This window comes from Prochlorococcus marinus str. MIT 9211, assembly GCF_000018585.1.
Lineage (GTDB): Bacteria > Cyanobacteriota > Cyanobacteriia > PCC-6307 > Cyanobiaceae > Prochlorococcus_D > Prochlorococcus_D marinus_B.
Genome location: NC_009976.1, coordinates 772,413 through 797,939, shown reverse-complemented (window position 1 = coordinate 797,939; position 25,527 = coordinate 772,413). Strand labels below are relative to the sequence as shown.

At 34.7% G+C, this 25,527-nt stretch carries 21 protein-coding genes; 5 read left to right on the top strand and 16 right to left on the bottom strand.

From position 1 onward, the window contains the following. Nucleotides 1–5: 5 nt before the first annotated feature. The 4 genes from metG to rpmG all read right to left on the bottom strand — a co-directional run bounded on the left by metG (nucleotide 6) and on the right by rpmG (nucleotide 3,387). Nucleotides 6–1,535, bottom strand: coding sequence for a methionine--tRNA ligase (gene metG, locus P9211_RS04370; RefSeq protein ID WP_012195450.1), 1,530 nt, complete (start codon nucleotides 1,533–1,535; stop codon nucleotides 6–8). Between the two features lie 71 nt (nucleotides 1,536–1,606). After that, nucleotides 1,607–2,890 carry a ribonuclease catalytic domain-containing protein gene (locus tag P9211_RS04365; protein WP_012195449.1) on the bottom strand — a complete coding sequence of 428 codons (1,284 nt, stop codon included), beginning with the start codon at nucleotides 2,888–2,890 and terminating at the stop codon, nucleotides 1,607–1,609. Nucleotides 2,891–2,941: 51 nt separating this feature from the next. Beyond that, entirely contained in the window at nucleotides 2,942–3,163 is a 222-nt protein-coding gene (gene rpsR / locus P9211_RS04360) for a 30S ribosomal protein S18 (RefSeq protein WP_012195448.1), read from the bottom strand. A gap of 26 nt (nucleotides 3,164–3,189) precedes the next feature. Then, the gene (gene rpmG, locus P9211_RS09320; RefSeq protein ID WP_012195447.1) at nucleotides 3,190–3,387 is read right to left on the bottom strand and encodes a 50S ribosomal protein L33; all 198 of its coding nucleotides are present in this window, start codon (nucleotides 3,385–3,387) and stop codon (nucleotides 3,190–3,192) included. 115 nt (nucleotides 3,388–3,502) lie between these two features. Here rpmG and pheT point away from each other — a divergent pair, with 115 nt between their 5' ends. Then, nucleotides 3,503–6,007: a phenylalanine--tRNA ligase subunit beta gene (pheT, locus tag P9211_RS04355; RefSeq protein WP_012195446.1), complete on the top strand. Its 2,505-nt coding sequence runs from the start codon at nucleotides 3,503–3,505 to the stop codon at nucleotides 6,005–6,007. A gap of 481 nt (nucleotides 6,008–6,488) precedes the next feature. Here the strand turns inward: pheT and P9211_RS04350 are convergent, their stop codons facing one another. Beyond that, nucleotides 6,489–7,550 (bottom strand): molecular chaperone DnaJ, encoded by a 1,062-nt coding sequence (locus tag P9211_RS04350; protein WP_012195445.1) that lies wholly within the window; start codon nucleotides 7,548–7,550, stop codon nucleotides 6,489–6,491. A gap of 227 nt (nucleotides 7,551–7,777) precedes the next feature. Here P9211_RS04350 and P9211_RS04345 point away from each other — a divergent pair, with 227 nt between their 5' ends. Continuing rightward, on the top strand, nucleotides 7,778–7,969 hold the full coding sequence (locus P9211_RS04345) for a hypothetical protein (RefSeq protein WP_041391513.1): 192 nt from the start codon (nucleotides 7,778–7,780) through the stop codon (nucleotides 7,967–7,969). 14 nt (nucleotides 7,970–7,983) lie between these two features. Here P9211_RS04345 and P9211_RS04340 read toward each other — a convergent pair whose 3' ends face one another. Both P9211_RS04340 and P9211_RS04335 read right to left on the bottom strand, forming a co-directional pair. Beyond that, on the bottom strand, nucleotides 7,984–8,829 hold the full coding sequence (locus tag P9211_RS04340; protein ID WP_012195443.1) for an ATP adenylyltransferase: 846 nt from the start codon (nucleotides 8,827–8,829) through the stop codon (nucleotides 7,984–7,986). 141 nt (nucleotides 8,830–8,970) lie between these two features. Further along, complete coding sequence (locus tag P9211_RS04335; protein WP_012195442.1) at nucleotides 8,971–9,351, bottom strand: DUF2237 family protein; 381 nt, start codon at nucleotides 9,349–9,351, stop codon at nucleotides 8,971–8,973. A gap of 113 nt (nucleotides 9,352–9,464) precedes the next feature. On the opposite strand from P9211_RS04335, the gene P9211_RS04330 reads away from it, so the two are divergent. Continuing rightward, nucleotides 9,465–9,695, top strand: coding sequence for a hypothetical protein (locus tag P9211_RS04330; RefSeq protein ID WP_012195441.1), 231 nt, complete (start codon nucleotides 9,465–9,467; stop codon nucleotides 9,693–9,695). 15 nt (nucleotides 9,696–9,710) lie between these two features. On the opposite strand, the gene metH is transcribed toward P9211_RS04330, so the two are convergent. Together metH and P9211_RS04320 are read right to left on the bottom strand one after the other, a co-directional pair. Further along, on the bottom strand, nucleotides 9,711–13,286 hold the full coding sequence (gene metH, locus P9211_RS04325; protein ID WP_012195440.1) for a methionine synthase: 3,576 nt from the start codon (nucleotides 13,284–13,286) through the stop codon (nucleotides 9,711–9,713). 52 nt (nucleotides 13,287–13,338) lie between these two features. Further along, entirely contained in the window at nucleotides 13,339–14,256 is a 918-nt protein-coding gene (locus P9211_RS04320; protein ID WP_012195439.1) for a branched-chain amino acid transaminase, read from the bottom strand. A 77-nt stretch (nucleotides 14,257–14,333) separates the two neighbouring features. Between P9211_RS04320 and cobN the strand changes: the two genes are divergently transcribed. Beyond that, nucleotides 14,334–18,095 carry a cobaltochelatase subunit CobN gene (gene cobN, locus P9211_RS04315; protein ID WP_012195438.1) on the top strand — a complete coding sequence of 1,254 codons (3,762 nt, stop codon included), beginning with the start codon at nucleotides 14,334–14,336 and terminating at the stop codon, nucleotides 18,093–18,095. Nucleotides 18,096–18,106: 11 nt separating this feature from the next. Here the strand turns inward: cobN and P9211_RS04310 are convergent, their stop codons facing one another. The 4 genes from P9211_RS04310 to P9211_RS04295 form a co-directional block, all read right to left on the bottom strand. Further along, on the bottom strand, nucleotides 18,107–18,760 hold the full coding sequence (locus P9211_RS04310; RefSeq protein WP_012195437.1) for a PHP domain-containing protein: 654 nt from the start codon (nucleotides 18,758–18,760) through the stop codon (nucleotides 18,107–18,109). Nucleotides 18,761–18,768: 8 nt separating this feature from the next. Continuing rightward, complete coding sequence (hemJ, locus tag P9211_RS04305) at nucleotides 18,769–19,329, bottom strand: protoporphyrinogen oxidase HemJ (RefSeq protein WP_012195436.1); 561 nt, start codon at nucleotides 19,327–19,329, stop codon at nucleotides 18,769–18,771. Between the two features lie 95 nt (nucleotides 19,330–19,424). Continuing rightward, nucleotides 19,425–21,368: an excinuclease ABC subunit UvrC gene (uvrC, locus tag P9211_RS04300; RefSeq protein WP_012195435.1), complete on the bottom strand. Its 1,944-nt coding sequence runs from the start codon at nucleotides 21,366–21,368 to the stop codon at nucleotides 19,425–19,427. Nucleotides 21,369–21,374: 6 nt separating this feature from the next. Next, nucleotides 21,375–21,857, bottom strand: coding sequence for a flavin reductase family protein (locus P9211_RS04295; protein WP_012195434.1), 483 nt, complete (start codon nucleotides 21,855–21,857; stop codon nucleotides 21,375–21,377). A 69-nt stretch (nucleotides 21,858–21,926) separates the two neighbouring features. Here P9211_RS04295 and coaD point away from each other — a divergent pair, with 69 nt between their 5' ends. Beyond that, the gene (gene coaD / locus P9211_RS04290) at nucleotides 21,927–22,400 is read left to right on the top strand and encodes a pantetheine-phosphate adenylyltransferase (RefSeq protein ID WP_012195433.1); all 474 of its coding nucleotides are present in this window, start codon (nucleotides 21,927–21,929) and stop codon (nucleotides 22,398–22,400) included. 3 nt (nucleotides 22,401–22,403) lie between these two features. Here the strand turns inward: coaD and P9211_RS04285 are convergent, their stop codons facing one another. From P9211_RS04285 to P9211_RS04275, 3 genes are read right to left on the bottom strand one after another with little or no spacing between them, the layout of a single operon-like run. Next, nucleotides 22,404–23,660, bottom strand: a complete 1,257-nt coding sequence (locus tag P9211_RS04285) for a D-alanyl-D-alanine carboxypeptidase (RefSeq protein WP_012195432.1) — start codon at nucleotides 23,658–23,660, stop codon at nucleotides 22,404–22,406. Between the two features lie 11 nt (nucleotides 23,661–23,671). Further along, complete coding sequence (locus tag P9211_RS04280; RefSeq protein WP_012195431.1) at nucleotides 23,672–24,307, bottom strand: DUF1995 family protein; 636 nt, start codon at nucleotides 24,305–24,307, stop codon at nucleotides 23,672–23,674. Between the two features lie 19 nt (nucleotides 24,308–24,326). Continuing rightward, the gene (locus P9211_RS04275; protein WP_012195430.1) at nucleotides 24,327–25,526 is read right to left on the bottom strand and encodes a cysteine desulfurase family protein; all 1,200 of its coding nucleotides are present in this window, start codon (nucleotides 25,524–25,526) and stop codon (nucleotides 24,327–24,329) included. Nucleotide 25,527: the final 1 nt, after the last annotated feature.

Below are 25,527 nucleotides of genomic sequence, written 5' to 3'. Positions count from 1 at the left end.
CTTTGCTATTCCTCTATTTTTTTGGAAATTGGAGTAGGCTTAGGAAGAATAGAACCTTTTGATAATACTCCCCACTTAATATGGTCAGACCAATTATCTATTTGTTCTGTATATCCTAACTGATTTAATATAGAACTACCAGTATCAGGGATTATAGGGAGCAAAAGCAATCCAATAATTCGACAAGACTCAAGAACATTATATAAATAATATCCTACTAGTTCTTTATTAGAAGGCTCTTTGATTAAAGTCCATGGTTGAGTATTGTTTAAGTAGACATTTGATTCTGTTGCCAACTTTATAACTGTCTCACAGACTGTTTTAAAATCAAATTCCTCATAGGCGAGCAATGAAGAAGTTATTGACTCTTGAGCTAGTAACTTAAGGTTAGAATCTTCTAGATTAATGTCGAAATCAGGTGTTCCATTATCAAACCACTTTCTAGACATTGTAGAGGTACGGTTTAAAAGATTCCCAATAGTATTTGCCAAATCATTATTAACAAGGTCCTGAAATCTTTTTTGTTGAAAATCACCATCCTGACCAAACCTTATGTCACTTAATAAATACCATCTAATAGGATCTTTTCCATACTGTTCAAGAAGCAATTCTGGATCCAGTATATTACCTAAGGATTTACCCATTTTCTGCCCTTCCCTTGTTAAAAATCCATGACCAAAGACTTTTTTAGGTAGTTCTAAACCTGCAGACATAAGCATTGCAGGCCAATAAATAGCGTGAAATCGAAGGATATCCTTTCCAATAACATGGACGCTTGCTGGCCAACCATAGTGGCTTAAATCTGCAAGGTTAATTTTATTTTGCATAGGAAGTAGTGAACTTAAATAACCAAGCAGAGCATCAAACCAGACATAAAAAGTATGGCCTTTATATCCTGGTACAGGTATGCCCCATTCAACATTTTTCCTAGATATTGAAAAATCACGTAAGCCTTTAGAAACAAAATTAAGAATTTCATTTCTTCGGGATAGAGGTTGTATAAAAGAAGGTTGCGCTACTAGGGATTCTATTTTTGATTGATACTTTGAAAGTGCAAAGAATAAATTCTCTTCATCACGCCACTCAAGTGGCTTTAAATGAATAGGGCAACAGGGAGATTTAGAATCAGGAGGATCATCTTTATACTCCTCACATCCTACACAATACCAACCTTGTTGGTTACCTAATAAAATATCACCAGATTTAACTACTTTGTCGAAAAATTGATTAACCAACTCTTGATGGCTGGGAGAAGTCGTACGAATGAAACTTGTATAAGTAATATCCCATTTTTTCCACAATTCCTTATAGTTTAATGATATTTTATCGCAGTGAACTTGTGGAGTGATTTGATGAGATTGAGCTGTACGTTGAATTTTCTGGCCATGTTCATCGACTCCAGTAACAAATTCAACTGTATTTCCTTGAAGGCGTTGGAAGCGAGAATAGGCATCACAAGCAATAGTTGTGTATGTACTTCCTAAGTGGGGCTTGTCATTAACATAATATAATGGTGTCGTTATGGTTATATTCATATCAATTCTAAAATCTGATTTTTAATATAATACCTATATTAGCGAAAAAAAATTGTATTAAAATAAATTCTCTATAAAACCTTGAGCATAATAGAATCTTTTTGAGTATCAATAGATTTAATTGAAACAACTATACGACTTCCTAATGTTGGGTTATTTGAATTAATGAAGTTGCAACTGAGGTCAATTCTTAACTTAGGAATATATATTAGGGCTAAATTTTTAGAAGGGTTTAACCACTTTAAGAAAACAGATTCCCAATCTTTATATTCTGATTGATCAAGCCAATTAAGGCATAATTGTCTTTTAGCTGAACGAAAGCGTTGAATAACTTGCTTATGTCTTAAATTAAATAAATCTATTCTCTCTAATACTAAATCCTCAGATATTTGATTAATGCCTTTAAGGTAATTAAGTATTTGATAATGTGTAAGAAGATCAATGTACCTCCTTAAAGGAGATGTGGCTTGTACATAAGCAGGTAAGCCAAGACTAGTATGTGCTTCAGGGGTGAGACTTATGTAGGACTTAGACAATTGGTTCTTAATTAGAAAATTACAAATGTGCTTATCTATATAGTTATTGGCTTTACTGGTATTTATGCTTATATTTTGTTGATTCTGGACTCTGAATGGGATGCATATTTTATTAGTCTTTGAAAAATCAGCCAATATATAACCAAATAAAATCATTGATTCACTAACAAGTTTTCTTAATCTTGTAACATCCTTAATTTTATGCTTTATAACATTATCCTGAAAATAAAAAATACCTTCTTCTTCTTCTATATTTATTGAACCTTTACTAACCCTATAGCTACGTCTATTTCCCATTAGTATACTTAGATCTATTAATTCCTTTTCTTCAAAAGGCTGTAAGTCTAAAATATCATCAGCATCTTCATAAGTTAAGGCTATAGTGGGTTTTATAATTGTCCTGTATAAATTTGAAGATACAATTTCACCTGCAGAATTAATCTCAGCACTGACACTTAATGCAGCACTAATTCTACCTGGTTTAAGACTTAGCAATTTTGTAACTAAATCATTAGGCAACATATATTCCGGAGATTCTGGCAAATAACATGTTGCTGCTTTTAGCGATGCTTCTATATCTATTGGATCTTCAAAACTAAGATATTCTGCTGGACTAGCTATATGAACCCAGATTTTAGTTGAATTATCTAGATACTCTATGGATACTCCGTCGTCTATTTCTGCTGAATCTATATCATCAATAGTATAGGTTTTAAGGTGAGTTAGGTCCTTATAATCTGTACTAGATAAATTAACTGATGAGTTTAAGATTGATTGTATATAGTCTTTATTTACTACTTCACTATATACATTGGTCATTTTATTAAAATATTAAGTATTTAGCGCCCAATTAATAATAATGAGAAATATTCACCCCTCAGGGTTAACGAAAGGAAGCAAAGCTATTATTCTAGCTCTCTTAACAGCGACTGTAAGATCACGCTGTTGTTGGGCAGTCAAGCCTGTAAGACGTCTTGGAAGGATCTTCCCGCGCTCGGTAATAAACTTTTTGAGTGTTTCAACATCCTTATAGTCAATAGGGTCACCAGGCTTGATTGGTGAAAGCTTTTTTTTAAAAACTGAACTTGGCATATTAAAAAGGTGTGTGGTTAAAAGAGCTACTTGATTTCTTTATGGATAGTCATCTTATTGAGTTGTGGACAGAACTTCTTGAGCTCCAACCTTTCAGTTGTATTCCGTCGGTTCTTTTCTGTGGTGTATCTAGAAACCCCTGGAGATCTCTTCTCCGAAGGGGGGACAGTCCTACACTCAGTACACTCTAAGGTGACAACTACCCTTGTACCCTTCTTAGCCATAAGGATCTAATCTCGCTAGAGAGATGATTGATGACGATATTCAATCTTACAAGCTAACGAGCTCTTTTTAAAAAATACTTCTTAAAAGTAGGATCAACTCATTACAGGGTTCAATATGAAGGCTTCTCTCTCGTGGTTAAAGGAATTAGTAGATACCAGTATGGATGTTGCTGAAATTGCTGAAAAGCTTTCAATTTCTGGTTTCGAAGTAGAGGAAGAAATTGATCTTGGGCTCAAGGTAAAGGGGATTGTTGTTGGAAAGGTTGAGGAGGTGCTACCACATCCAAATGCTGACAAATTAAAAATATGTCGTGTGGACATAGGAACAAAGAAGTCTCTCCAAATAGTCTGTGGGGCTAGAAATGTAAGAGATGGGGTACATGTACTTGTCGCGACAGAAGGGGCCTATCTACAACCGATAAACCTAAAGATAAAAAAAAGCGAACTGAGAGGTGTACTGAGTGAAGGAATGATTTGTTCATTGGGAGAGATTGGCCTTGAATCAGATACGGATGGTATAGAGATTTTAGAAGACAGTTTGTTGAAAATTCCTGAAATAGGCTCTAGCCCAAGGGGAATACTGGGGATGGACGACACAATACTGGACTTAGCTATTACGGCCAACAGACCAGATGGCATGTCAATGGTTGGCCTGGCACGCGAGTTGTCCGCAATAACAGACTCTAAATTAAATCTCCCGAAAATTAAGTCGTTAGTCGAATTTAAAATATTTGAACCAAAGGACCTTAGTGAAGAGGCAATATCATCTAAAGAAATATATAGCTTAAGTTATTTAGAGGGAGTAGACGGTAAAAAGAAATCTCCACTTTGGTTGAAAAATAGACTAGAAAAAGCTGGAATTAGATCTATCAATGCAATTGTAGATATAACTAACTATATTATGCTGGAACAAGGTCAGCCATTGCACGCTTTTGATGCTGATAAGTTAAACATTTTAACTGATAAAGAGGTTACACAGAATGACTTTGGAGTGAGGAGGGCAAAAGCAAAAGAAACATTATTGGCTCTAGATAATAACGAGTATGAGTTAAATCATGAATCACATGTAATAACATGCTGTGATAAAGCAATAGCAGTGGCTGGTATAATAGGAGGCAAGAGTTCGTCTGTAAATGAACATACTAAAAATATTTGGCTGGAAGGAGCCGTTTTCACTTCAACATCAATAAGAAGATCGTCTAGAAAGATCGGTATTAGGACCGATTCTAGTAGTAGATATGAAAAGGGTATTTCAGCTCAAATAACATTAAAAGCTGTAAATAGAGCTGTTGAGTTATACAATGATTGCTTTAAGTGTAGAGTATCAGATGGATTTATTTCTAAGAATTTAACGCCTAACAATTATGAGATAAAATTAAGGAGAGACAGAATACATAATATACTTGGAGCTTTAAAAGTTACAAGTTCTAATAAAAGCGGAAATAAGAGAACTTCAATACAAGATCCGCCTGATAATAATTATACAAAACGAAATTTAACTGACAATGAAATAGAGAATTCTCTAAAGAAAGTTGGATGTGAAATCAAATGTATAGAAGAAGGTTGGAAAGTATCTGTATTAGCAAATAGATCTAACGATTTACAGAGAGAAATTGACTTAATTGAAGAAATAGCACGGTTAATTGGCTATGATAAATTTGACGCTAATTTACCTGATCCTATAAAGCCAGGATATCTTAGACCAAAGCAGAGCTTAGAAAGGACGATTAGAAATTGCCTAATCAATAATGGATTACAGGAAATTGTGTCTTTCTCACTTGTACCAAAAGATGAAACTAATGAACAAATGGTAGCAATATCAAATCCATTATTGACAGAAACAAGTCACTTAAGAACAAATCTATGGGAAGAACATCTTAAAGTTTGCAAGAGAAATATAGATTCAGGTAAACAGGCATGCTGGGTGTTTGAAATAGGTAATGTTTACACGGTTGAGAAAAAAGAAATTTACCAAAAATCTATACTTTCTGGAGCTATTACGGGATATAGATCAATGGAATTATGGACAAATGAGGGAAAGCAGAGGGATATGGACTACTACACTGCTCGAGGGAAAATAACTCAGTTAACTGACCGACTAAAAATTAATGTAGAAGATAGACCATTGAGAAATGATGAAAGATTACATCCAGGAAGATCAGCTGAACTAATTCTTGAGGGAAAAAGATTTGGGGTATTTGGACAAATAAACCCTGAGCTTGCCAACAAATTAAATATAAATAGGTCTACATTTCTTTTCGAGGTGTCTATGGATGCAATGCTAGAAGCTGCAGCGAGGAGGAACAAATGGTTGAGATCATTTAAAGAATTTGCAACTGTGCCTCATATGCAAAGGGATATGGCTGTAATTGTATCTAAAGAGTATCTAGCAGGAGACATAATAAAAAAAATAATGAAAACTGGTACCCCACTTCTTGAAAGCGTAGAACTGATTGACAGATATGAAGGTGGGAATATTGACAGCGGAGAAGTTAGTCTTGCTTTTAGGCTTACCTATAGAAAGAAAAAGGAGACCTTAAAGGAAACAGAGATCAATCCTGTTCATGATCGGATACTGAAAGAACTCGTACAGAGTTTCAAAGTAAAACCTCGAATCTAATCAACAAGGCTTCCCACTTATCTCTTATGAGTCTAAACCTAAGTCTTACAAAAAGTCTAAATTGATACCAGCTAGATAAATGTTAGGTAGTTGCTCTTGGTAGCCTCTCTTTGGAGCAATTAGATTATGAGTAACTGTATATATAACAGTTACTCATAGAGTAAAACGCTTTTATACAAAGAGGTCTTGAAGATGCCTTTTTATTTGGACAAAAAGTGGACGGATATCCATACGATTGGAATTAACCATAATTCTATTTTCATTAAGGTGGCATTTACCATGCATTTGACATTTCTATTTAAAAGAAAAGGCTTTTATCTAATCTCAAGAGAACCAGATGATTATCGCAATAAGACTCATTACTAGACTCATGCGAGGCTTGTGAGTCTAACCAATATCAGACTAGCCCAGCAATAGACTCTATAATCTTAGGTTAGACTTGTTATTAGTCTACTACTAAGTCTAGTCTAAGACAGTTGATTCACTTCTTTCTGTAGAGTTCCTTTAGGAGTTGATAGGCTTCATTGATTCGTCTCATTGTCTCTGTCGATCCCCCGGCATCTGGATGATTAGCGACTGCCTTTACTTTATATGAATCACGGATAGTGGATAATGATAATGATGCTCCAGCCGCAGTGGGAAGGTCGAGTAGTTTGAGCGCTCCATGGATGGTCATAGTAGATTCCAATGTTTGAAAGGAGGTAACGTTATGCCTTCGTTTAAAGCTATTTACAAATCGTCTAACTAATGTTGGAATTCTATTTTTAAGAGTATGAGTAGCAAATGGATCCTCGAGAACCCCTGCTAATACAATAATTCGATCAAATTTCGGTTCAAGATTCTTCCAGCCACTACAGTATTGGCTCATCTGCAAGGTTGCCGCTTTCCAAGTAAATGGTCGATTCTCTGTCCCATCTATGTGTGACCATATATCACGTGCCAACCAAATCATTGCTGCCTCTAAAACATTATCTTTAGGTTTGCTGCCATATAGAGAGATCCAGTGATTCATGGTTTCAGTTAGGCAATTAGAGACTTCTTCTTCATTTACGTTATGTAAAACAGGGTCTAAAGAAGATGAAGTGGATGATGTGCGCCCAAGACTGGCCCTTAAGTTCTTGGTTTTAGTACGTACGAATCCTGGCAGATCTATTCCAGGTGTTGAATTAACAGATCTCTTGACTTGAGAAACCTGGTCAAAGGATTTATTCTCTTGAGATCCTAGTTTTGTATACTCAATTTCGGACGAACTAATTAATACAATTGCGTTTTCCTCGTTGTACTCCTCAGAAATATGATTATCTTTATCGAAAGGTATAGAGGATTTAGTCTCAAGACCTTCCTCGGGAGAAAGAGAGTTGCCTGAACCATCAACATTGTCGACCTCATCACAAAGTAGCTCTTCAAGCAATCTTTCAAGTACAGCCCCTCTCCTTCGTAAACCCCATTGCTGCTTTAGTTCGTCAAAACGTTCTATTATTTCATTAGGGAGATCAACGGATATTCGACGAGATCCATCGTTCCCAGAGGATGACACTTTCATTAATCAACTTTACAAAGATTAGTTGGCATTTAGTCTTTATTAAAAAACTTAGGTTTCTTTTTACATATTGAAAGGCTAAAGGAGTAACTGTTATTAAAAGCTTGGGCAATATTGTTGTAGGAAACTATTAATTAGTAGGGCTATTTATTTAGGTATAGAGACTTTATAAAGCAAGCTCGCATTAAAGTTATAAATTTAGTAGTATGTTAGGGAATATACCTATAGCTATGATTATTTCTGAATTTTGTGGTGGTAGTATTAATAGAGAAAAGAGAAAAATCTATTTTCAACAGAGAAAGCTTGAAATGCTTTCATACTATAGAGACTCTCTAGAAAGAAGAATAGCAGCTATTAATGCTTCTATAGAAACACTAAAAATTCAGATTGATAGAGATACTTTGAATGTACCAGAAAGCTAGATATAAGAATAAAATTATAGAGGGTCTACAACACCCTCCAATAGCTTAATGGGTCCATTCTTTGATAACCATTTGGTGTCAGATCCGGGTTTAGATAGCAAATACCCAGCAAAACCTAGTGCATTAAGACTAAAACCATGTATACATTCTCTGGACCTTCTTATAAGTGCAATCCATTCTGAAGTAATTAATAAATTATAAGGATATGAGGGCTTTTTATTACTATTGGGGGAGCCTAAGTTTAAACTAAATGCTAATTCAAGGTAATTTTGATAGAGTATATCCTTGAATCCTTTAGTAGATAGGTTTGATCTGATTTTACAGCTTCTAGTTAATAATGAACTGCTAGAGGAATTAGAATATAATAAGTCCTTAAACCACTTCTCTCTTGGGCATGAAGCTGAACCTTGCTCTCTTCTTAGAAGTTGCAGATGTCTATGTGGCTGACTGGCACCTGCCAAAGGGGAACTGTTAAAGAACCATAAACCAGTGGTATCATTATTGACTAATTCTAAAGCATTGAAATCTTCTAATGTTAACCATCCATTCTGAGGAGCCCATTTATTTGTAATAAGAAGCATATGTCCTTTTTGTACAGGGAATTTATTTAAAATTAAAATATGATTATTAGAAATATTTGCTATTTCTAAATTTGGATCCCATGGGCTAAAGGGATTTTGTGCTGGGCCAAAGTTATTATCTTTATCTACAAAATTAGTTATTAAAGATTTAAGTTCAAATAAGTAATCTGGTGACGTAATTAAGTTTTCAATATTAGTTTTTAAAGGTACTAGTGATTTAGCTTCAATGGCAGTTTTAGATATCGTTATAGCTTTATTCCAGTAAAATTCATTAGTCACTGTCAAGTAGGTGGTATGAGACGAAAATAAGATCTCTAAAAGTAATATATATGTTTTTATAAATAATTCATTTAATGTTCAGCAAATTTAAAAATTTCCAAATGGTCGATCAATCGCAACTATGGCTTGTTACTCAAGATATTATGCCATGTGATTGCTCAAGACATCCAGAGAAATAATAGACAAAACTGATTGATGCGTCGCCTCAAGTTTGATTTGGGGGGCTACGCCATCCTCATAAGCCTGAACCCATCGACGAGCGCAAATACACCAATGATCACCTTCCCGAAGCCCAGGGAACGAATATTCGGGCATAGGAGTCGACAAATCATTGCCTTGGGCTTTGCTGTATGAGAGGAATGAATCAGTCATTACAGCGCAAATTGTATGTTCTCCCAGATCTGCTTCGTCAGCCTTGCATAACCCGTCTCTAAACCAACCTGTCATGGGTTTACAACCACAAATCTTTAAAGGTTCTCCTAAAACGTTTAAATCCCTTTTATTGGAATGGGTTGAAGCCATAATGCAAAGAGCTATCTTAATATCAAATTACAAATTACTAACACATTCTGCACAAATAAGGTTGACGAAAGCGGGGGGCAAGGGTTTAAAGATCAATCAGTAATGCCTCTTAAATGGAGTGGGAGTTTTCTGAAGACGCAGCTTTTCTAGCTTTGTGCGATGCCTTTCGTGAAAGTGGAGAAACGCTAGCGATGGAGTTCTTGGCAAATGGAGAAGGAGCATTCCATTTTCAAGAACTTACTCAAAATGCAGCTGGGGAAGGAGTCGACCTCAGCGACTCAGATGTAATGGAAGAGTTTCAACAAGAAGTTATTGAAACTTTAGAAACGCTTTGTAGCGAATAAAAAGAAGCAAGTTACTTAAGCACTGAAATATTTAGCCTGGCTATGCAATGCAATAATTGCAGTTGTGCTTTGCTCGGGATGAAGTTGATCGCTGTCATCCATGCTCAATCCAATTCTTGATCCTTCAAGCCATTTTAACTGAAGCCTAGAGTCACCTACATTTGGACATGCAGGATAACCAAACGAATACCTACAGCCTCTATATCTCTGAGCAAGTATATCTTTAATATTCTTTGGCTCTAAACCTGCAAATCCACACTCAGTTCTGATAATAGAGTGAGAGTATTCTGCCAATGCCTCAGCTAATTGAACAATTAGACCATGAAAGAATAAATAATCAGTGTACTTATCTTCCTTATAAAGTTTATGAGCGAACATACTAGCTTCTTCTCCCATAGTGACAGCTTGCATAGGCAAATAATCAATTGGTCTGTCATTTTCCAGATCATTAAAATAATCTGAAATGCAAAGTTTATTGCCTGATCGCTGTCTAGGAAAAGTAAATGTTCCTAAATATTGATGGGAGGTTAGAGAATAAATTTTTAAAGAATTTCCGACTCGAGCACAAGGGAAATAGCCATAAACTAAAGATGGTGAAATTAGATTCTGTTCCTGTATGCGAGTTATCCATGATTCTAAAATAGGCTCTGCTGTATCAATAAGATCCTGTTCATAATCTTCGCGAGATTGTTCCTTTTTCTTTTTGAATTGCCATTGTCCAGAAAAAAGTGCATTACGATCTAAATAAAATGAATATTGCGAAAGATCCAATTGTTGGGAATTCAGGATACGATTTCCTTTGAAAGGGGGAACAATAGGCTTCTCTTTAAGAATGGTATTAGATCTACTAGTATTGGCTTGCAGAGTTCCTTTTGTTTTTAAACTATTTGTAGTTATTTTGATAGTTTTATTATCATTAATATAGTCGGGATTTTTACTGGCTGAAGGATTAGGAATTGATAAATTATCAGGGTTACCATCTAGAAAACCTAGCTTATTGTCCCAGCGGTTATTAATTTTAGCTTCCATATAAGCATCCATAAATCTAAGGTCAGTAAAAGCATCTTTTCCATAGATAACCATTCCATTATAAACCTGACTACAATCAGTATTAACGAATCTAGGAGTAAGAGCAGCTCCGCCAAGAATTACAGGTACTTGGATATTAGCTTCATTTAGAGCTTGTAGGTTATCCTTCATAAATGCTGTAGACTTCACGAGCAAGCCACTCATAGCGATACAGTCTGCTTGTATACCTTCTTGAGCTTTTATAATAGAGTTTACATCTTGCTTTATTCCTAAATTAAACACTTCATAGCCATTATTGGTTAGAATAATATCAACTAAGTTTTTACCTATATCATGTACATCACCTTTAACTGTAGCAATAATAAATTTTCCTTTGGATGATTTACTATCACTAGTTTTCTCCATAAATGGCTCTAAGATTGAGACTGCATATTTCATTGTTTCAGCAGATTGAAGTACAAAAGGTAATTGCATTTGACCAGATCCAAATAATTCTCCAACAACCTTCATTCCATCTAGAAGAAAAGTATTTACGATATGAAGTGGTTTATAACCCTCTAGAGCTATTAAGAGGTTTTCTCTTAATTTTTCCTTTTCTCCTTCTATTATATGACTTTTAAGACGTTTTTCTATTGGTAGTTTACTTAAGTCATCACTAGATGATTTACTTTTTGCTGAAACACCTTCAAATGCTTTAGTTAATTGTGTTAAGGGATCGTATATACATATATGATCTCGGTATTTTCTTTTGTCATATATTAAATCCAAACATATCTTTAAGTTATCTTCACTAACTTTACTTAATGGAAGAATCTTGGATGGAGAAATAATAGCAGAATCTAGACCAGAATTAATACATTCATTCAAAAATACAGAATTAAGTGTTACTCTCGCAGCTGGGTTCAATCCAAAACTAACATTCGATATGCCAAGGATTAGATGAACCGAAGGATATAGAGACTTAATATTTTTTATAGCCAGTATTGTTTCCTTAGCATTAAGCCTATCATCTTCAATACCAGTAGTAATAGGTAAGACAAGTGGGTCAAAGAAAATATCACTATCTTTTAATCCAAAACAAGTTGCTTCTTTGTAAGAACGCTTAGTAATATCTAATTTTTTAGAAGCCGTCCTTGCCATACCTTCTTCATCTATCGTTCCAATTACTACAGAAGAACCATGACTTTTGCAAAGCTGTAAAACCTGAAAGAATCTATCCGGACCATCTTCAAAATTAGTGGAGTTAAGTATACATTTACCACCAGCCTTCTTTAAACCACTTTCCATTTTTTCATAGTCAGTTGAATCAAGCATTAAAGGTATATTTACATTAGTTACTAGTTTTGAAACTAATCGACTCATATCGGCAACTCCGTCTCTACCAACATAATCAACATTAACGTCTAAAATATGCGCGTTTTCTTTTAATTGGCCTTTAGCTAATGATACAAGTCCATCCCAGTCGTCTTTGTTAAGTAACTCTCGAACCTTTTTAGAGCCACTAGCATTAAGCCTTTCTCCAACTATTAAAAAGGAATTATCTTGTTGATAACTTATTTTTTCATATATAGACGAAGCTGAAGGTTGTGTTGCTATTTTTTTTATCGATGGCAAATTCTGATCATTTGAATTAGTTATTTCTTCTACTAACTGAGTTAAACCCTTAATATGTTCTGGAGTGGTACCACAACATCCACCAATAACCTTAACACCTAAATCCTTAATAAAATGCATAAGTTGCATCTTTAGTTCTATTGGAGTTAAACGATAATGTGCTTTACCGCCGATATTTTCTGGCAAGCCAGCATTAGGAATGCAGCTGGTAATAAAAGGAGAGTGAGATGATAGATATTGAATATGGGATTTCATTTCCTCTGGGCCTGTTGCACAGTTAAGTCCAAGGATATCGATATTAAAGGGCTCAAGTATAGTTAATGCTGCAGATATCTCTGTGCCTATTAACATGGTTCCAGTAGTTTCCATTGTAATAGAGACCATTACTGGTATTTTTATTCCTAAACTTTTTTCAGCTAAACTAATAGCCAATAATGCCGATTTAATCTGTAAAACATCTTGACAGGTTTCTACAAGTACAAGATCAATACCTCCAGTAATTAATGCCTCAACCTGTTCCTGGTAACTATTCGTTAAATCATCAAAATCTATATGGCCTAATGTAGGGAGTTTAGTTGTGGGACCAATCGAGCCTGCTGCATAACGCGGCTTGTTTATAGTTGAGTATTCTTTTGCTAAAGTTTTAGCCATCTTTGAGGCTGCTAAGTTTAATTGATAAGCTTTATTTTCCAATCCATATTCAGCCAATACAACAGAAGTTGCGCCAAAGGTATTGGTCTCAATTACATCACAACCAACTTCTAAATAACTTCTATGAACCTTCTCAACAGATTTTGGATTTGAGATAAGTAGATACTCATTACAACCTTCAAATTGACTTCCTCCAAAATCTTCCTTGCTTAGTTCCTGTAATTGCAATGCTGTTCCCATTCCGCCATCAAATACTAATATTGTGTTCCTTTTTTTTAAATGATTAATAAAATCCATGTTTTCTTATGTAGAACTTCCAAATGGATTAATAAGAGTAAATATCGGAATACTATTCATATATATTTATTCTGGTCACCCAATCGTCAAATTTATCTGGTTGACCCTGAGTTATAGACAAAAGACGATCTTTTAGCTTTTTCATAATTGGTCTGGAAGAATTAAGCTCTGATGATTCAATTCTTTTTACAGGTGTTATTTTAGCTGCTGTTCCAGTAAGAAATACTTCATCAGAAATAAAGAGTTCGGTCTTGTCTACTGGCCTCTCAATAACATCAATCCCAAGATCTTTTGCAATTTCAATCACACTTGCCCTGGTAATGCCTTCCAAGATATCTTGATCAACGCCTGGTGTAATAAGGTTTCCATCTCTAACTATAAAAAGATTCATTCCACTTGCTTCACTAACTTTACCCTGAGCATTTAACAATAGTGCTTCATCAAAGCCCGATAGTGAAGCCTCAGTTTTAGCTAATGAGCTAGTAATATAGGCACCACTTATTTTTCCACGAAGAGGCAGTGAACAATCCTGTTGCCTAGTCCAACTACTCATTCTGCATGTAACACCTTCAGGGGATAAATAATCCCCTAGTTCTAAACCATAAATAAAAAAATCTGTTTCAATCTCATGAAGTCTTGGAGCAATACCAAGATCGCTTGTATAAACAAAAGGTCTTATATAAATTGGCTTTTTTGGTTTGTTAGCTTTAATAAAGCTAGATAAGGCATCATAGACATCTTCATATTTAAGGTCAGTTAACAAAAGTTGGGCACTTTGGCAGAGTCTTTTTACATGCTTATCTACTCGAAAAAGTAGAAAATTATTAGGGTCTAGAGGATCTGGAATGGCACGCATGCCTCCAAAGGCAGCTGTACCATAGTGAAGAGCATGAGTAGCAATAGAAAGCTTTGCTTTCTCAAAAGGAACACATTCCCCTCTAAACCAAGCGTATGGAAGGAAATTATGCATCAGGGTTGATTCCTAAGATATCCATTTTCTCACTTTCTAATGCTTTTTTATAGCTATCTCTTAAGGATAATGAATCAATGCATCGAATAGCAAGCATCCCAGGAGAAGAGACAACAGAAGATATAACTCTAGTACAGCAGCCAGAGGCTCCTGTACTTCTTCTAACGAGTGCAAGAACTGATATATCAACACTTGCTGCTGCTTTAGATTATAAAGCTAATGCTAAATGGAAAAATAGAATACGAGCCTTGCCCCTTGAGTATCTTAATCACCAAGCAAAAATAGATCATTATCTTACAACAACAGCTGAGTCTTCAAGAATAATCCTTATAAGGCTATTAGGAGGTAAGGGACACTGGTCCTACGGGCTAGATCAACTCAAAAAATGGCAAGAAAAAAATAATTCCCGGAAATTAATTGTAATTTCTGGTACTAAAGAACATGAATTAGAGTTAAATGAATTAAGTAATATAGAATTAGATGTTACTTTTAAGATTGGTGAATTATTCAGACTAGGTGGTACTGAAAATATCAATACAGTTTTAAAAATACTTGGATTAATACTAAATAAAAAAGAAATAGATCCTTCAAAAATAGCATTCAAAAAACCAGCAGATCCGACTAAATGGGATTGGCAAGATGAACAAGGTCCAAAAGTCGGTATAATTTATTACCTGTCAACATTACAAAGTGGAAATCAAGAGATAGCAGTTGAAATAAACAAATCTCTAAGAAAAAACAATTTAGTCCCCAGAGTATTATGGGTAACTAGCTTAAAGAAATTACGAGTACAACAAGAAATACTCAAGATTTTTAAACAAGAAAGAGTATCATGTATATTAACTGCGACAGCGTTTGCAAGCGTTAAATTTTCTGAAGTATATGAAGGTAAATTAATATGGGATGAAATAAATAAGCCATTATTACAATTACTTACTAGTACAAGATCCCAAGAAGAATGGAAATCATCCCATAGAGGACTATCACCGTTAGATTTCTCGTTACAAATTGTACTACCTGAGTTAGATGGCAAAATAAATACAAGAATAGTTGCCTTCAGAGAATTCGAGTCTGTAAACAAAGATCTCTATTCAAAGATAGAGAAATACAAACCATATAAATCAGGAATATCTTGGTTGATTAAATACATAAAATCAACTATAGATCTTTATTATCTAAATAATAATGAAAAGAAAATAGCAATAGTTCTTGCGAATTATCCTATTAAAGATGGACGAATTGCAAATGGAGTAGGACTCGATACACCTCTAAGTTTGGTAAAGACAATGTCCTGGCTAAAACAAAATGGATATACATTAAATGAGAACAATATACCTAAGAATAGTAAGGAACTAATCAAACAAATATTATCTAAACGGACTAACAGTAATGAATCTCTCCAAAAAGCACCTTTAGATTATTTATCATTAGAAGATTATTTAGGATGGTGGGGAACACTAACTTTATACAGCAGAAAAAAGGTTATTGAAAAATGGGGAGAACCAATTGCAAGCAAAGACCTTGAAAAAAATGGTTTTCCCATTCATGGAATTAAAAATGGTAATGTCTGTATATTAATACAGCAATCTCGTGGTCATGATTTCGATAATATAAATGATATTCATTCTCCTGATCTGCCACCGAGCCATAATTATTTAGCCCAATATTTATGGATTAGTCTAAGATTTAATGCTAATTGCATTATTCACTTTGGTAAGCATGGAACTTTAGAATGGCTGCCAGGAAAAAGTATAGGTCTGAGTGATGATTGCTTCCCTCAAATTGCTTTACCTCCTTTGCCGAATATATATCCTTTCATAGTTAATGATCCAGGAGAGGGGTCGCAAGCAAAGAGACGAACACAAGCAATAATAATCGACCATCTAACTCCACCTCTTGGAAGGGCTGGACTGTATGGTGAACTTTCCAAAATAGAAGCTCTAATAGATGAATATCATGAGGCTACTATGTTTTCATCTGACCGTGTTATGGATATTAAGTTAAAACTTAAAGCCCTAATAAAGGACAACAATATTAACTATGAAGGGTTATGTAGATTAGATAAAAAAATACAGGAGGTAACATTTGAGGATAGTTTATCAGAAGTAGAGGCTTACCTATGTGAACTTAAAGAAGCGCAGATTAGAACTGGGTTACATGTCTTTGGACAAGAGCTTAATCCCTATAAAGTAATTGAGCTAGCTCTTTCAATCTCTCTAGCACCTAGCTTTGAAAGATTAGGCCTATCACAATCACTAAGTGATTTTCTAGATTTAGAACTAGATCCATGGACAGATAATGAGTCTGAAATACTAGTTCAAAGTGATATTGATAAACTAAGTTTCTATTACGATAAGAAATTAAGAATAAAAGGTGATGGCATAGCTGCTCTGAATCTTATCTCTTATAACATAATAGCGACAATATACCAGGAGACCTATGGATTAGAAAGTATATTAAATGAAAATAGTCCAATAAATAACCTCATTAGAAATTTCTTAGACGAAAAGTCAAATCATTCTTTAATACTTTATGTCAAAGATAAAGTATTAAAGAGAATAGTAGACTCACCTTCTAAAGAAAAGGGTTCGTTATTAGATGCTTTAGCAGGTAAAAGGATTGAGGCAGGTCCATCAGGAGCTCCTACAAGAGGAAAGCCTGAGGTACTTCCTACTGGTAGAAATTTTTTCAGTGTTGACCTAAGAAGTCTTCCTACAGAATCTGCTTGGGACTTAGGTAAACGCAGTGCTCAAAAAATATTAGATCTATATCTTTTAGAATATGGTGAGAACTTATCTCATTTAGCATTATCTATATGGGGTACATCAACAATGAGGAATGGTGGTGAAGAAATAGGTCAAATATTTGCATTAATGGGAGTAAAGCCAATTTGGGATTATGTTAGTCGCAGAGTAGTCGATATTGAAATAATCCCCTGCTCAGTATTAGGACGCCCTAGAGTAGATGTAACAGTTAGAATATCAGGTCTTTTTAGAGATGCATTTCCTAATTTAATAGATTTAATAACAAGAGCAACAGCTATTGTCGGTGAGCTTGATGAACCTGAGGAATTCAATCCTTTGGCTTCCTCGATAAGAAATGGTGGTGCCAAAGATAGAGTTTTTGGTTCAGCTCCAGAGACATATGGAACAGGACTTCAGGAATTAATTAATTTGGGCAACTGGGAGGAGCAAGAAGATCTTGCAAAGGTCTACATGGACTGGAGTAAATGGGTTTATAAAGATTCAGAAACTCAAGTAGCAAGTAAATCTAGTTTAATCGAATGCTTAGAAAGAGTACAAGTTGTTCTTCATAGTCAAGACAATCGAGAACACGATTTATTAGATTCTGATGACTACTACCAATTTCATGGTGGTCTCTCAAGTGCTGTGGAAAAGTTATCAAACAAAAAGCCAAATCTATATTTTGCTGATAATTCTAAATATTCTAAGCCTAAAGTTCATACTCTTAATAAGGAGATTGACAAGGTAGTAAGGAGCAGATTACTAAATCCTAAGTGGATTAAAGGTATGATGAATCATGGTTATAAAGGTGCCTTTGAAATGTCAGCAAGTTTAGATTACTTATTTGCTTATGATGCTACTACTAAATGTGTTCCAAATTGGTGTTACAAAGAGATTGCTAATCGGTGGTTATTTGATAAATCTATAGAAAAGTTTCTAATAAAAGAAAATCCATGGGTTCTCAGAGATATGTCCGAAAGATTATTAGAAGCTGTCAATAGAGGCCTATGGAACAATATAAATAATACTGAATCAAATAAGCTAAAGGGCTTAATAACAAGATCTGAGAGGTTAATAGAAGATGATCAGTTCTAAAAAGTAAAAGGTTATCTTCCAAGTAGGGAAAGGCCATGTGTATCAGTACCACATGATTTAAGCATTTGTAAGGCTGTTACTTGTGAATTAATTGAATTGCAAATTAATCGGCTAGGTCGCCAGTCAACTGACATGTCATAGTCGTACCATACTTCAACACCATCAAATCCAATAGAGAAGGCCTCCTTAATTAATTCACTATAGGGAAGACGATATCTTGCGGGATGAGCCAATATAGATATGCCTCCTGCCTCATGAATAGATTTAACAGCAACATTAGCCTGTAAGAAATTGCCATTAGGAGCATCACCTAATATGTATGGCTTAATGAACTCTGATTCAGTATTGAATCCCAGACCGATCAGATGAACAAGACACCCCTTAAGCAAACAACTAATCTCAATACCGCTCCAAAAAAATGGTAAAGATGGTAAATGGTTATTATCTTTGAGCCAATTAGTTATGATTGAAAATGAGTCCACAGTATGATGGTCTGTTACGGCAATATGTCTTAAACCAATAGAATAGGCCTGTGAGATAAGCTCTATAGGTGATAAACTTCCGTCACTAAGGAGAGTATGACAATGAAGATTTATATTTTTTGGACAGCTATTCTCATCGATATTAGCTAGAACTTCCCTTAGAAGAAGTAATTGATCGGACATTTATTGCCTTATTTAGATTGTGATAATCTACGATATCTTGCATAGAACTGTATGGATAGAGCCATAAGTATAATTAAAAGAACAATAAACCATGTAGCTGCATTAGTAGGGAAGCTAGATTTAAAAACAACTAATAGAACAACAGAAACCAATAGTAGGGTTGGCATCTCATTTAGTATCCTTAATTGGCGGCCTGACCAATTACATTTATTATTTTTAAGTTGATTCATTAATCTATAGCAGAAAAAATGATAAACCAATAAAAGAAAGACAAAACCCAACTTAAACTGCATCCATGCTTCCGTAAGCCAGCTTGGTTCCATAACAACTAGGCCTGTAGCCATAGAAACAGTAAGAATCATTCCTGGAGTAGTGATGATATTGGCTAATCTAAGCTCCATAAGAGAGTATTGATTATAAAAGGCTTCTCTTATTTCTTCATCTAATTCCTTAGCCTCTACATGATATATAAAAAGTCTTACCAGATAAAAAAGCCCTGCGAACCAGACTACTACACCAATTATATGGAGTGACTTAAACCATAAGTAAGCCTCAGGAGGCAAAGTCATAGGATTTAAAGGGTATAAATATAAGATATAATAGATTTGAATCTATGTCATGTAATAATAAATTTTCTTTTACGTAAGAAACGTATATTATTATTTTAAACAATATCCCTTTCTATAGGATTAAAATATTTGAAAATAATTGAAGCGGTTTCAGTACCTAATCCCTCCACAGATGCGATTTCTTTTTCTGTAGCTAATTGAATTGCTTGAACAGATTTAAAATGTGCCAGTAAGCTCTTAATACGTCTTGGACCTACACCAGGGATATCAATTAATTGTGAACGTTTCATAGATAAAGAACGCTTTTTTCTGTGAAAATTTATAGCAAATCTGTGAGCCTCATCTCTTAATCTTCTTAACAGTAATAGGCCTGGTTGGTTTTTCTCTGTGTCTAGTTTATTGTAAGATCCAGGTACAAAGATTTCTTCATTTCGTTTAGCAAGAGAACAGACATTTATATCAGAGTCTAGGCCTAACTGCCTTAATGCCTCTTCAACAGCTTTCAACTGTCCCTTCCCTCCATCTATCATAATAAGATCTGGCCAATCAGTAATTATTAAAGGATCTAATGAACTAAGTTTTTTGTTTCTTAATTCTGTTAAGTCTAGGCCATCAGCTTTATATTTAGACCAGCGCCTAAAACGCCTTCGAATAACTTCTGCAAGAGCCATATAGTCATCACTGTGACCGCTACTTATTGAAGAGCTTTTAATTGCATATTTTCGATAATGCTGCTTTGCAGGAATACCTTCTATAAATACCACCTGTGAGCCTACGACTTCAGTCCCAGCCAAATGGCTGATATCATAGCCTTCTATTCTTCTAGGAACAAATGCTAAATCGAGAACTTGAGTTAAGTCCTCAAGCTCTATTAGATGTTTTGATTGACCATCTTTTACTCTTTCTAATTCTATATCTGCATTGCGCTTAACAAGCTTAACTAATTCTGCTTTCTCTTTTCTCTTAGGAATAACAATCTTAACCTGAGAACCTCTAAGTTCACTTAACCATTGCTCAAAATATGACTGTTGAGGGATACTACTTTGCAAAAGAATTTCCGGGGGTATTGTGACATTATCTATTTGGCTATAATATTCTTCCAATACCTTTTGTAAAATTAATTCACTTCTTAATTCTAGAGAATTATAGACAAAACCAATCCTACCTACTAACTTACCCGCACGCATTTGAAATAACTGGACACAACAAACATTACTATCTATTGACAATCCTAATACATCTCTACTTACAGTTGAGTCAGGAATAGTCATTTTTTGGGCTGCATAAAGTTGCTCAATACCTTTTATCTGATCTCTTATTATGGCTGCTTTTTCAAACTCTTGTAACTTAGATTGTATTAGCATCTGCTTATGTAATAAGTCTTTTAATTGATCTGTCCTTCCTTCGAATATCATAGCTACTTTCTTCAATGTCTTGTGATAATCATCAGGTTCAATAAGTCGCTGACAAACTCCAGGGCACCTGTTAATAGAGTAATTTAAACATGTTCTATCTTTGTATAAAGCTCTAGGTCTTTGCCTTAATGGGAACAATTTTTTTAATAAGAATAGTGTCTTCCGAAGAAGTGTGACGTCTACATAAGGACCATAGTAGCGATCTTCGCTATTGCGTAACCTTCTCCTCCTAGTAATAAAGATTCTTGGATATTCTTCGCTCCATGTAATACATAGATAGGGATATTTTTTGTCATCTTTTAATAAAATATTAAAGTATGGCTGATGCTCCTTTATTAAATTTGACTCAAGATTTAATGCTTCAGAATCACTATCAGTTAAAATAAACTCGATATCATAAACCTGTCTTACCATTAAGGATATCCTAGGTGACAAGGCAGTGTTATTAGTATTAAAATAAGATCTAACTCGAGATTTAAGACTTTTTGACTTTCCTATATATAAGAGAGTTTCATTCTTATCTCTCATTAAATAACAACCTGGTTCTGAGGGAATAGTTAATAGAATTCTCTTTAATTTATCTTTATCAAGTAACAGTGATTGACTAGATTCTATTATTGGCAAACTAAATCAACCTCCATAAGACCAACCGGTATCGGAGAGGATTAGAGGATCACCATCAGCGTTTAATTTTGCGGATATAACCTCTGCTACAAATACAGTATGGTCTCCATTTGCAACATTTCCTACAACATTACATTCAATGCCTCCTATGGCGTCTTCCAGAAGCGGAAGTCCGTTTTCGCCAAAGTTGTATGGGGCAGCTTCGAATCTTCCACCTAGACCCTTTTGTGGCTTGAAAAATACTGCGGCTAATTCTTTCTGATCTGCCCGAAGAACATTAAGAGAAAATTGGTTGGTTCTTTGAATAATGCCATGACTTGATCCCTCTGACCTAACAGCCATAACAACTAATGGTGGTGCAAAAGAACCCTGAGTCACCCAACTAGCAGTGAAACCATTGATTTCATCTCCTTCACGGACTGTACAAATAAAAATTCCATGAGGTATCTTTCTAAGAAGAACCTTTTTTGCCTCTAAGTCAAGAGTCATAAGCTTTGATTTAATAATCCAACTTTAATCACTAATCAAACAATACGATCAAAAAAGAACAAATTAACTATGAAAGCACTTTATCCAGGAAGTTTCGATCCTCTGACCTTAGGCCACCTAGACCTAATCAAACGGGGCTGTTCACTATTTGGAGAAGTGGTAATAGCGGTACTAGAAAACCCTACTAAATCTCCAACTTTTTCTTTAGAAAGCAGAATTGCGCAGATAAAAGATGCCACCAAAGAAATTAGGGGAGTTGAGGTATGCAGCTTTAAAGGTCTCACGGTTGAATTCGCAAAAAGAAAAAATGCAGACTTAATTTTGAGGGGGTTAAGAGCAATGAGTGATTTCGAGTACGAGCTTCAAATAGCCCACACAAATAGAACTCTTAATCAAAACTATGAAACTGTCTTCTTGGCAACAGAAGCACATTTTAGTTTTCTAAGTAGTTCAGTTGTTAAAGAGGTTGCAGCATTTGGAGGGGAAATAAATCATATGGTGCCAGAGAGAGTGGCAACGGAGCTTCAGCAAAAGTTCAAGTAATATTTACCCATCACTGCAGTAATGATTATTGTTGATAGAGTTCAAAATATTAGCTAACGTATACTCTACAGAGGAAAGACCATTACTTATTACACTAATATACTTATAACCATATTCTGTCTTTAAATAACCAGATATAGATCTTACGCCTGTAAGGGTTCCAGTTTTACCATAAAATCTACCTGTAAGTTGATTAGAAGCTGGAAAATCTTTTAAAGTTCCTCTTAGACCAATAATAGATAGTGAAGATATATAATGTTCCTTATAAATATGGTTACTCATGTTATACAAAAGGTGAGATATACCATTAGTTGTTACATAGTTAGACCGAGAAAGACCACTTCCATCAGCAACAAGGAAGCCAGGTGAAGGAAGTGGCAAAGTATTAAGCCACCCTTTAATTCTATAGGAAGCTACTTGAGGTGACCAATTTCTTGCGGCTGTTCTAAGCAAAACCTCAGAAGTGAAATTATGACTTTCAGAATTTGCTAAACCAATAAGAGCATAGAGAGGAGCTGATGTAGATTTTGATAATAATTTATAAGAATTGATTGATCTTGGTGATAAATTAGAACTAATTTCTAGGACTAAGGAATCACTTATAGAGTTTATTTGTGATCGTAGGGAATAAATAAAATTCTCCAGAGGTGATTTTATAGAATAAATAGAGGAGTTGCTTGATAGAGCTAGCTTAGTAATTGGAGCTCCATAAGCGTTTAATCTATCGGCAGAGGTCCAAGTAGATGGCCACCAGTAAGATCTAGGAGTTTCTGGAAGAGAAATATACAACTTATTTGTTTTAATCTCTTGAGAGTTAGAAACTATTATTTTTCCAAATTTAAGTAAACTAGTTAAGTCTAGATCGGGGTCACCCTGACCTAAGATAACATAATTGCCTTTATTATCTGCTAATAATGAGGTGGTGAGTTTAAAGCTTGGGCCTAATCTGTCTAATGCAAAAGCAGTTGTAATAAGCTTTTGATTAGAAGCTGGAATTCTAGGAACGTTTCCATTTATATCTGATATAATTGTTCCATTCTCATCTAGAACTGTAATACTCCAGTGATTGATATTATTGATAACTTCACCTTTTATAGAGTCCTGTAAAGTTGAACATATAGTTCTAGATTCTTTGAAAGGAAAAAATACCAGATATAATACATTATAAAAATCTCTAACAATATTTATCGAAGATTTACTAAACAATGGAAATGCTAATATTAGAAGTATAAAAATACCGGCAAATTTTGAAAGCTTCATGACAGTGTTGACTATAATTCTAATAAATCAATATTAATAATATCTTCATCTGGTCTAATATTATATGTTTTTATTTTTCGATATCCAATATTTGTATATTTAAACAACTGCCAACCAACATCGGAATGATACATAAGTGCACCCTTAGAAAGAGGCTGTAACATATAGGATTTAGACCAAGATGATATAAATTTTGTCCGTCTATCTCTTCCTACACTTCCTATACCAACCGCTGTATCCTCTAGTCTGCCATTAAACATAACAATCAATAAATTAGTTTTCTCTGCTAGAAGACTAAATTGATCAAAATCATAAGGTTCTGGTGAAACAACAAATAAGGCAGTTTCAATATTAGTCAATTGATCACTACCTATATAATCCTTAAATGTATAGATACTATCTTTAAATTCTGGATAATCTCGTTGGGCTAATGCACAGGAGCCAAAATCTGAAAATAAGATTTTTATATCTGTACCAGATTCAATGAACTTACGTGCTGTACGAAAAACAATTGGAGTAATTTTAAGGCCTTCAAAAAGTAAATCAACAGAGAGGCGAGAAGATTTTTTAGAAATGAATGATTTAGACAGAGATTCGAATAGTTGTAATTCTGCCTCCTTGAGATCGAAAGGTAAGTCTTTAATCATGTGTTTTGCTTATTAAAGATTATCTAATTGTTAGGAATTCTATAACGGTACGTAATATTGAAGGGATTTGGTTTAGATCTTGACCACATAACCATGGGCCTAGGCTAAGTCTTATACCAGATTGACGCAACTGCTTTTCAACACCTATTGCTTCTAATATAAGACTGTCATTAGCTTGCCCAGAAGAACATGCAGTACCAGAACTAATAAATAGACCTTTACGAGATAATTCTCTTACTATATCTCTTCCGGAAATAGGAGAATTATTTTCGTCGCTGACTGTAAAAGACAAATGATGTGGTAGTCGTTTAGAAGGATGACCTGTTAGTTTAAGACCTTTGATTAAAGTTAGTTCTTTACGTAGCAGGTTGGTTAGGTTTTTGACTTTTGTTTCCTCGAAAATAGTATCTTCATGTTCGCAATATAAACGTTTTTTAATGCTATTAACAGCTATAGACATGCCAGCAACCAAAGCTACTGCCTGAGTACCTGATCTAATGCCATATTCCTGTTCGCCAGCTCCATGAAAACGTGTTAAACAATCCTTTATATTATCACCCATAAGTAACATTCCTATTCCTTGAGGCCCTTGAAATTTATGGGCAGATAATGAAATCAAATCAAAATAGATATCATCTAGATTAAAAAGTCCCTGTGAAATTATTTGAGAAGCGTCGATATGAAAAATAATATTTTTATTTCTACATATCTCACCAACTAATTTTACTGGCTGAATAGATCCGATTTCACTTTGACCCCAGATTAGTGAAACAAGCTTTGTGGGAGGAGAAACTAATTCTTCTAAATATTCTAATTTTATAATACCATGATTATCTACCGGCCAAGTGATAACCTCCCAACCATATCTAATTAAGGCCTGTGTTGCTGATACAACTGCTGGATGCTCTACAGAACTAATTACGATTCGACCTGGATTAGTATTAACTAGTGAGCCTCTAATTGCTAAATTGATAGACTCTGTTGCTCCTGATGTGAATACTATTTGATCTTCCTTAAACTTAAAACATTTAGCTATATCATACCTACTTCTTTCTAAAATTTCAGCTGACCTAAGACCAAATTTATGAAGGCTTGATGGATTACCCCATTGATACATTTGTATACGGGATATCTCTTCAATTACTGATTTTAATGGAGGTGTAGTAGAACAGGCATCTAAGTATAGATTGCTATTATTGCTAGTTGTATTGTATCGCATA

Excerpts from the sequence above, each read along its gene's own strand:
- P9211_RS04330 (WP_012195441.1), top strand. The coding sequence starts at position 9,465 with ATGGAGTGGGAGTTTTCTGAAGACGCAGCTTTTCTAGCTTTGTGCGAT.
- P9211_RS04335 (WP_012195442.1), bottom strand. The coding sequence starts at position 9,351 with ATGGCTTCAACCCATTCCAATAAAAGGGATTTAAACGTTTTAGGAGAA.
- P9211_RS04280 (WP_012195431.1), bottom strand. The coding sequence starts at position 24,307 with ATGATTAAAGACTTACCTTTCGATCTCAAGGAGGCAGAATTACAACTA.
- P9211_RS04365 (WP_012195449.1), bottom strand. The coding sequence starts at position 2,890 with ATGACCAATGTATATAGTGAAGTAGTAAATAAAGACTATATACAATCA.
- metH (WP_012195440.1), bottom strand. The coding sequence starts at position 13,286 with ATGGATTTTATTAATCATTTAAAAAAAAGGAACACAATATTAGTATTT.
- P9211_RS04295 (WP_012195434.1), bottom strand. The coding sequence starts at position 21,857 with ATGACTCTTGACTTAGAGGCAAAAAAGGTTCTTCTTAGAAAGATACCT.
- P9211_RS04310 (WP_012195437.1), bottom strand. The coding sequence starts at position 18,760 with ATGTCCGATCAATTACTTCTTCTAAGGGAAGTTCTAGCTAATATCGAT.
- P9211_RS04345 (WP_041391513.1), top strand. The coding sequence starts at position 7,778 with ATGATTATTTCTGAATTTTGTGGTGGTAGTATTAATAGAGAAAAGAGA.
- P9211_RS04285 (WP_012195432.1), bottom strand. The coding sequence starts at position 23,660 with ATGAAGCTTTCAAAATTTGCCGGTATTTTTATACTTCTAATATTAGCA.
- P9211_RS04320 (WP_012195439.1), bottom strand. The coding sequence starts at position 14,256 with ATGCATAATTTCCTTCCATACGCTTGGTTTAGAGGGGAATGTGTTCCT.
- hemJ (WP_012195436.1), bottom strand. The coding sequence starts at position 19,329 with ATGACTTTGCCTCCTGAGGCTTACTTATGGTTTAAGTCACTCCATATA.
- coaD (WP_012195433.1), top strand. The coding sequence starts at position 21,927 with ATGAAAGCACTTTATCCAGGAAGTTTCGATCCTCTGACCTTAGGCCAC.
- P9211_RS04350 (WP_012195445.1), bottom strand. The coding sequence starts at position 7,550 with ATGAAAGTGTCATCCTCTGGGAACGATGGATCTCGTCGAATATCCGTT.
- metG (WP_012195450.1), bottom strand. The coding sequence starts at position 1,535 with ATGAATATAACCATAACGACACCATTATATTATGTTAATGACAAGCCC.
- pheT (WP_012195446.1), top strand. The coding sequence starts at position 3,503 with ATGAAGGCTTCTCTCTCGTGGTTAAAGGAATTAGTAGATACCAGTATG.
- rpmG (WP_012195447.1), bottom strand. The coding sequence starts at position 3,387 with ATGGCTAAGAAGGGTACAAGGGTAGTTGTCACCTTAGAGTGTACTGAG.
- cobN (WP_012195438.1), top strand. The coding sequence starts at position 14,334 with ATGCATCGAATAGCAAGCATCCCAGGAGAAGAGACAACAGAAGATATA.
- rpsR (WP_012195448.1), bottom strand. The coding sequence starts at position 3,163 with ATGCCAAGTTCAGTTTTTAAAAAAAAGCTTTCACCAATCAAGCCTGGT.
- P9211_RS04275 (WP_012195430.1), bottom strand. The coding sequence starts at position 25,526 with ATGCGATACAATACAACTAGCAATAATAGCAATCTATACTTAGATGCC.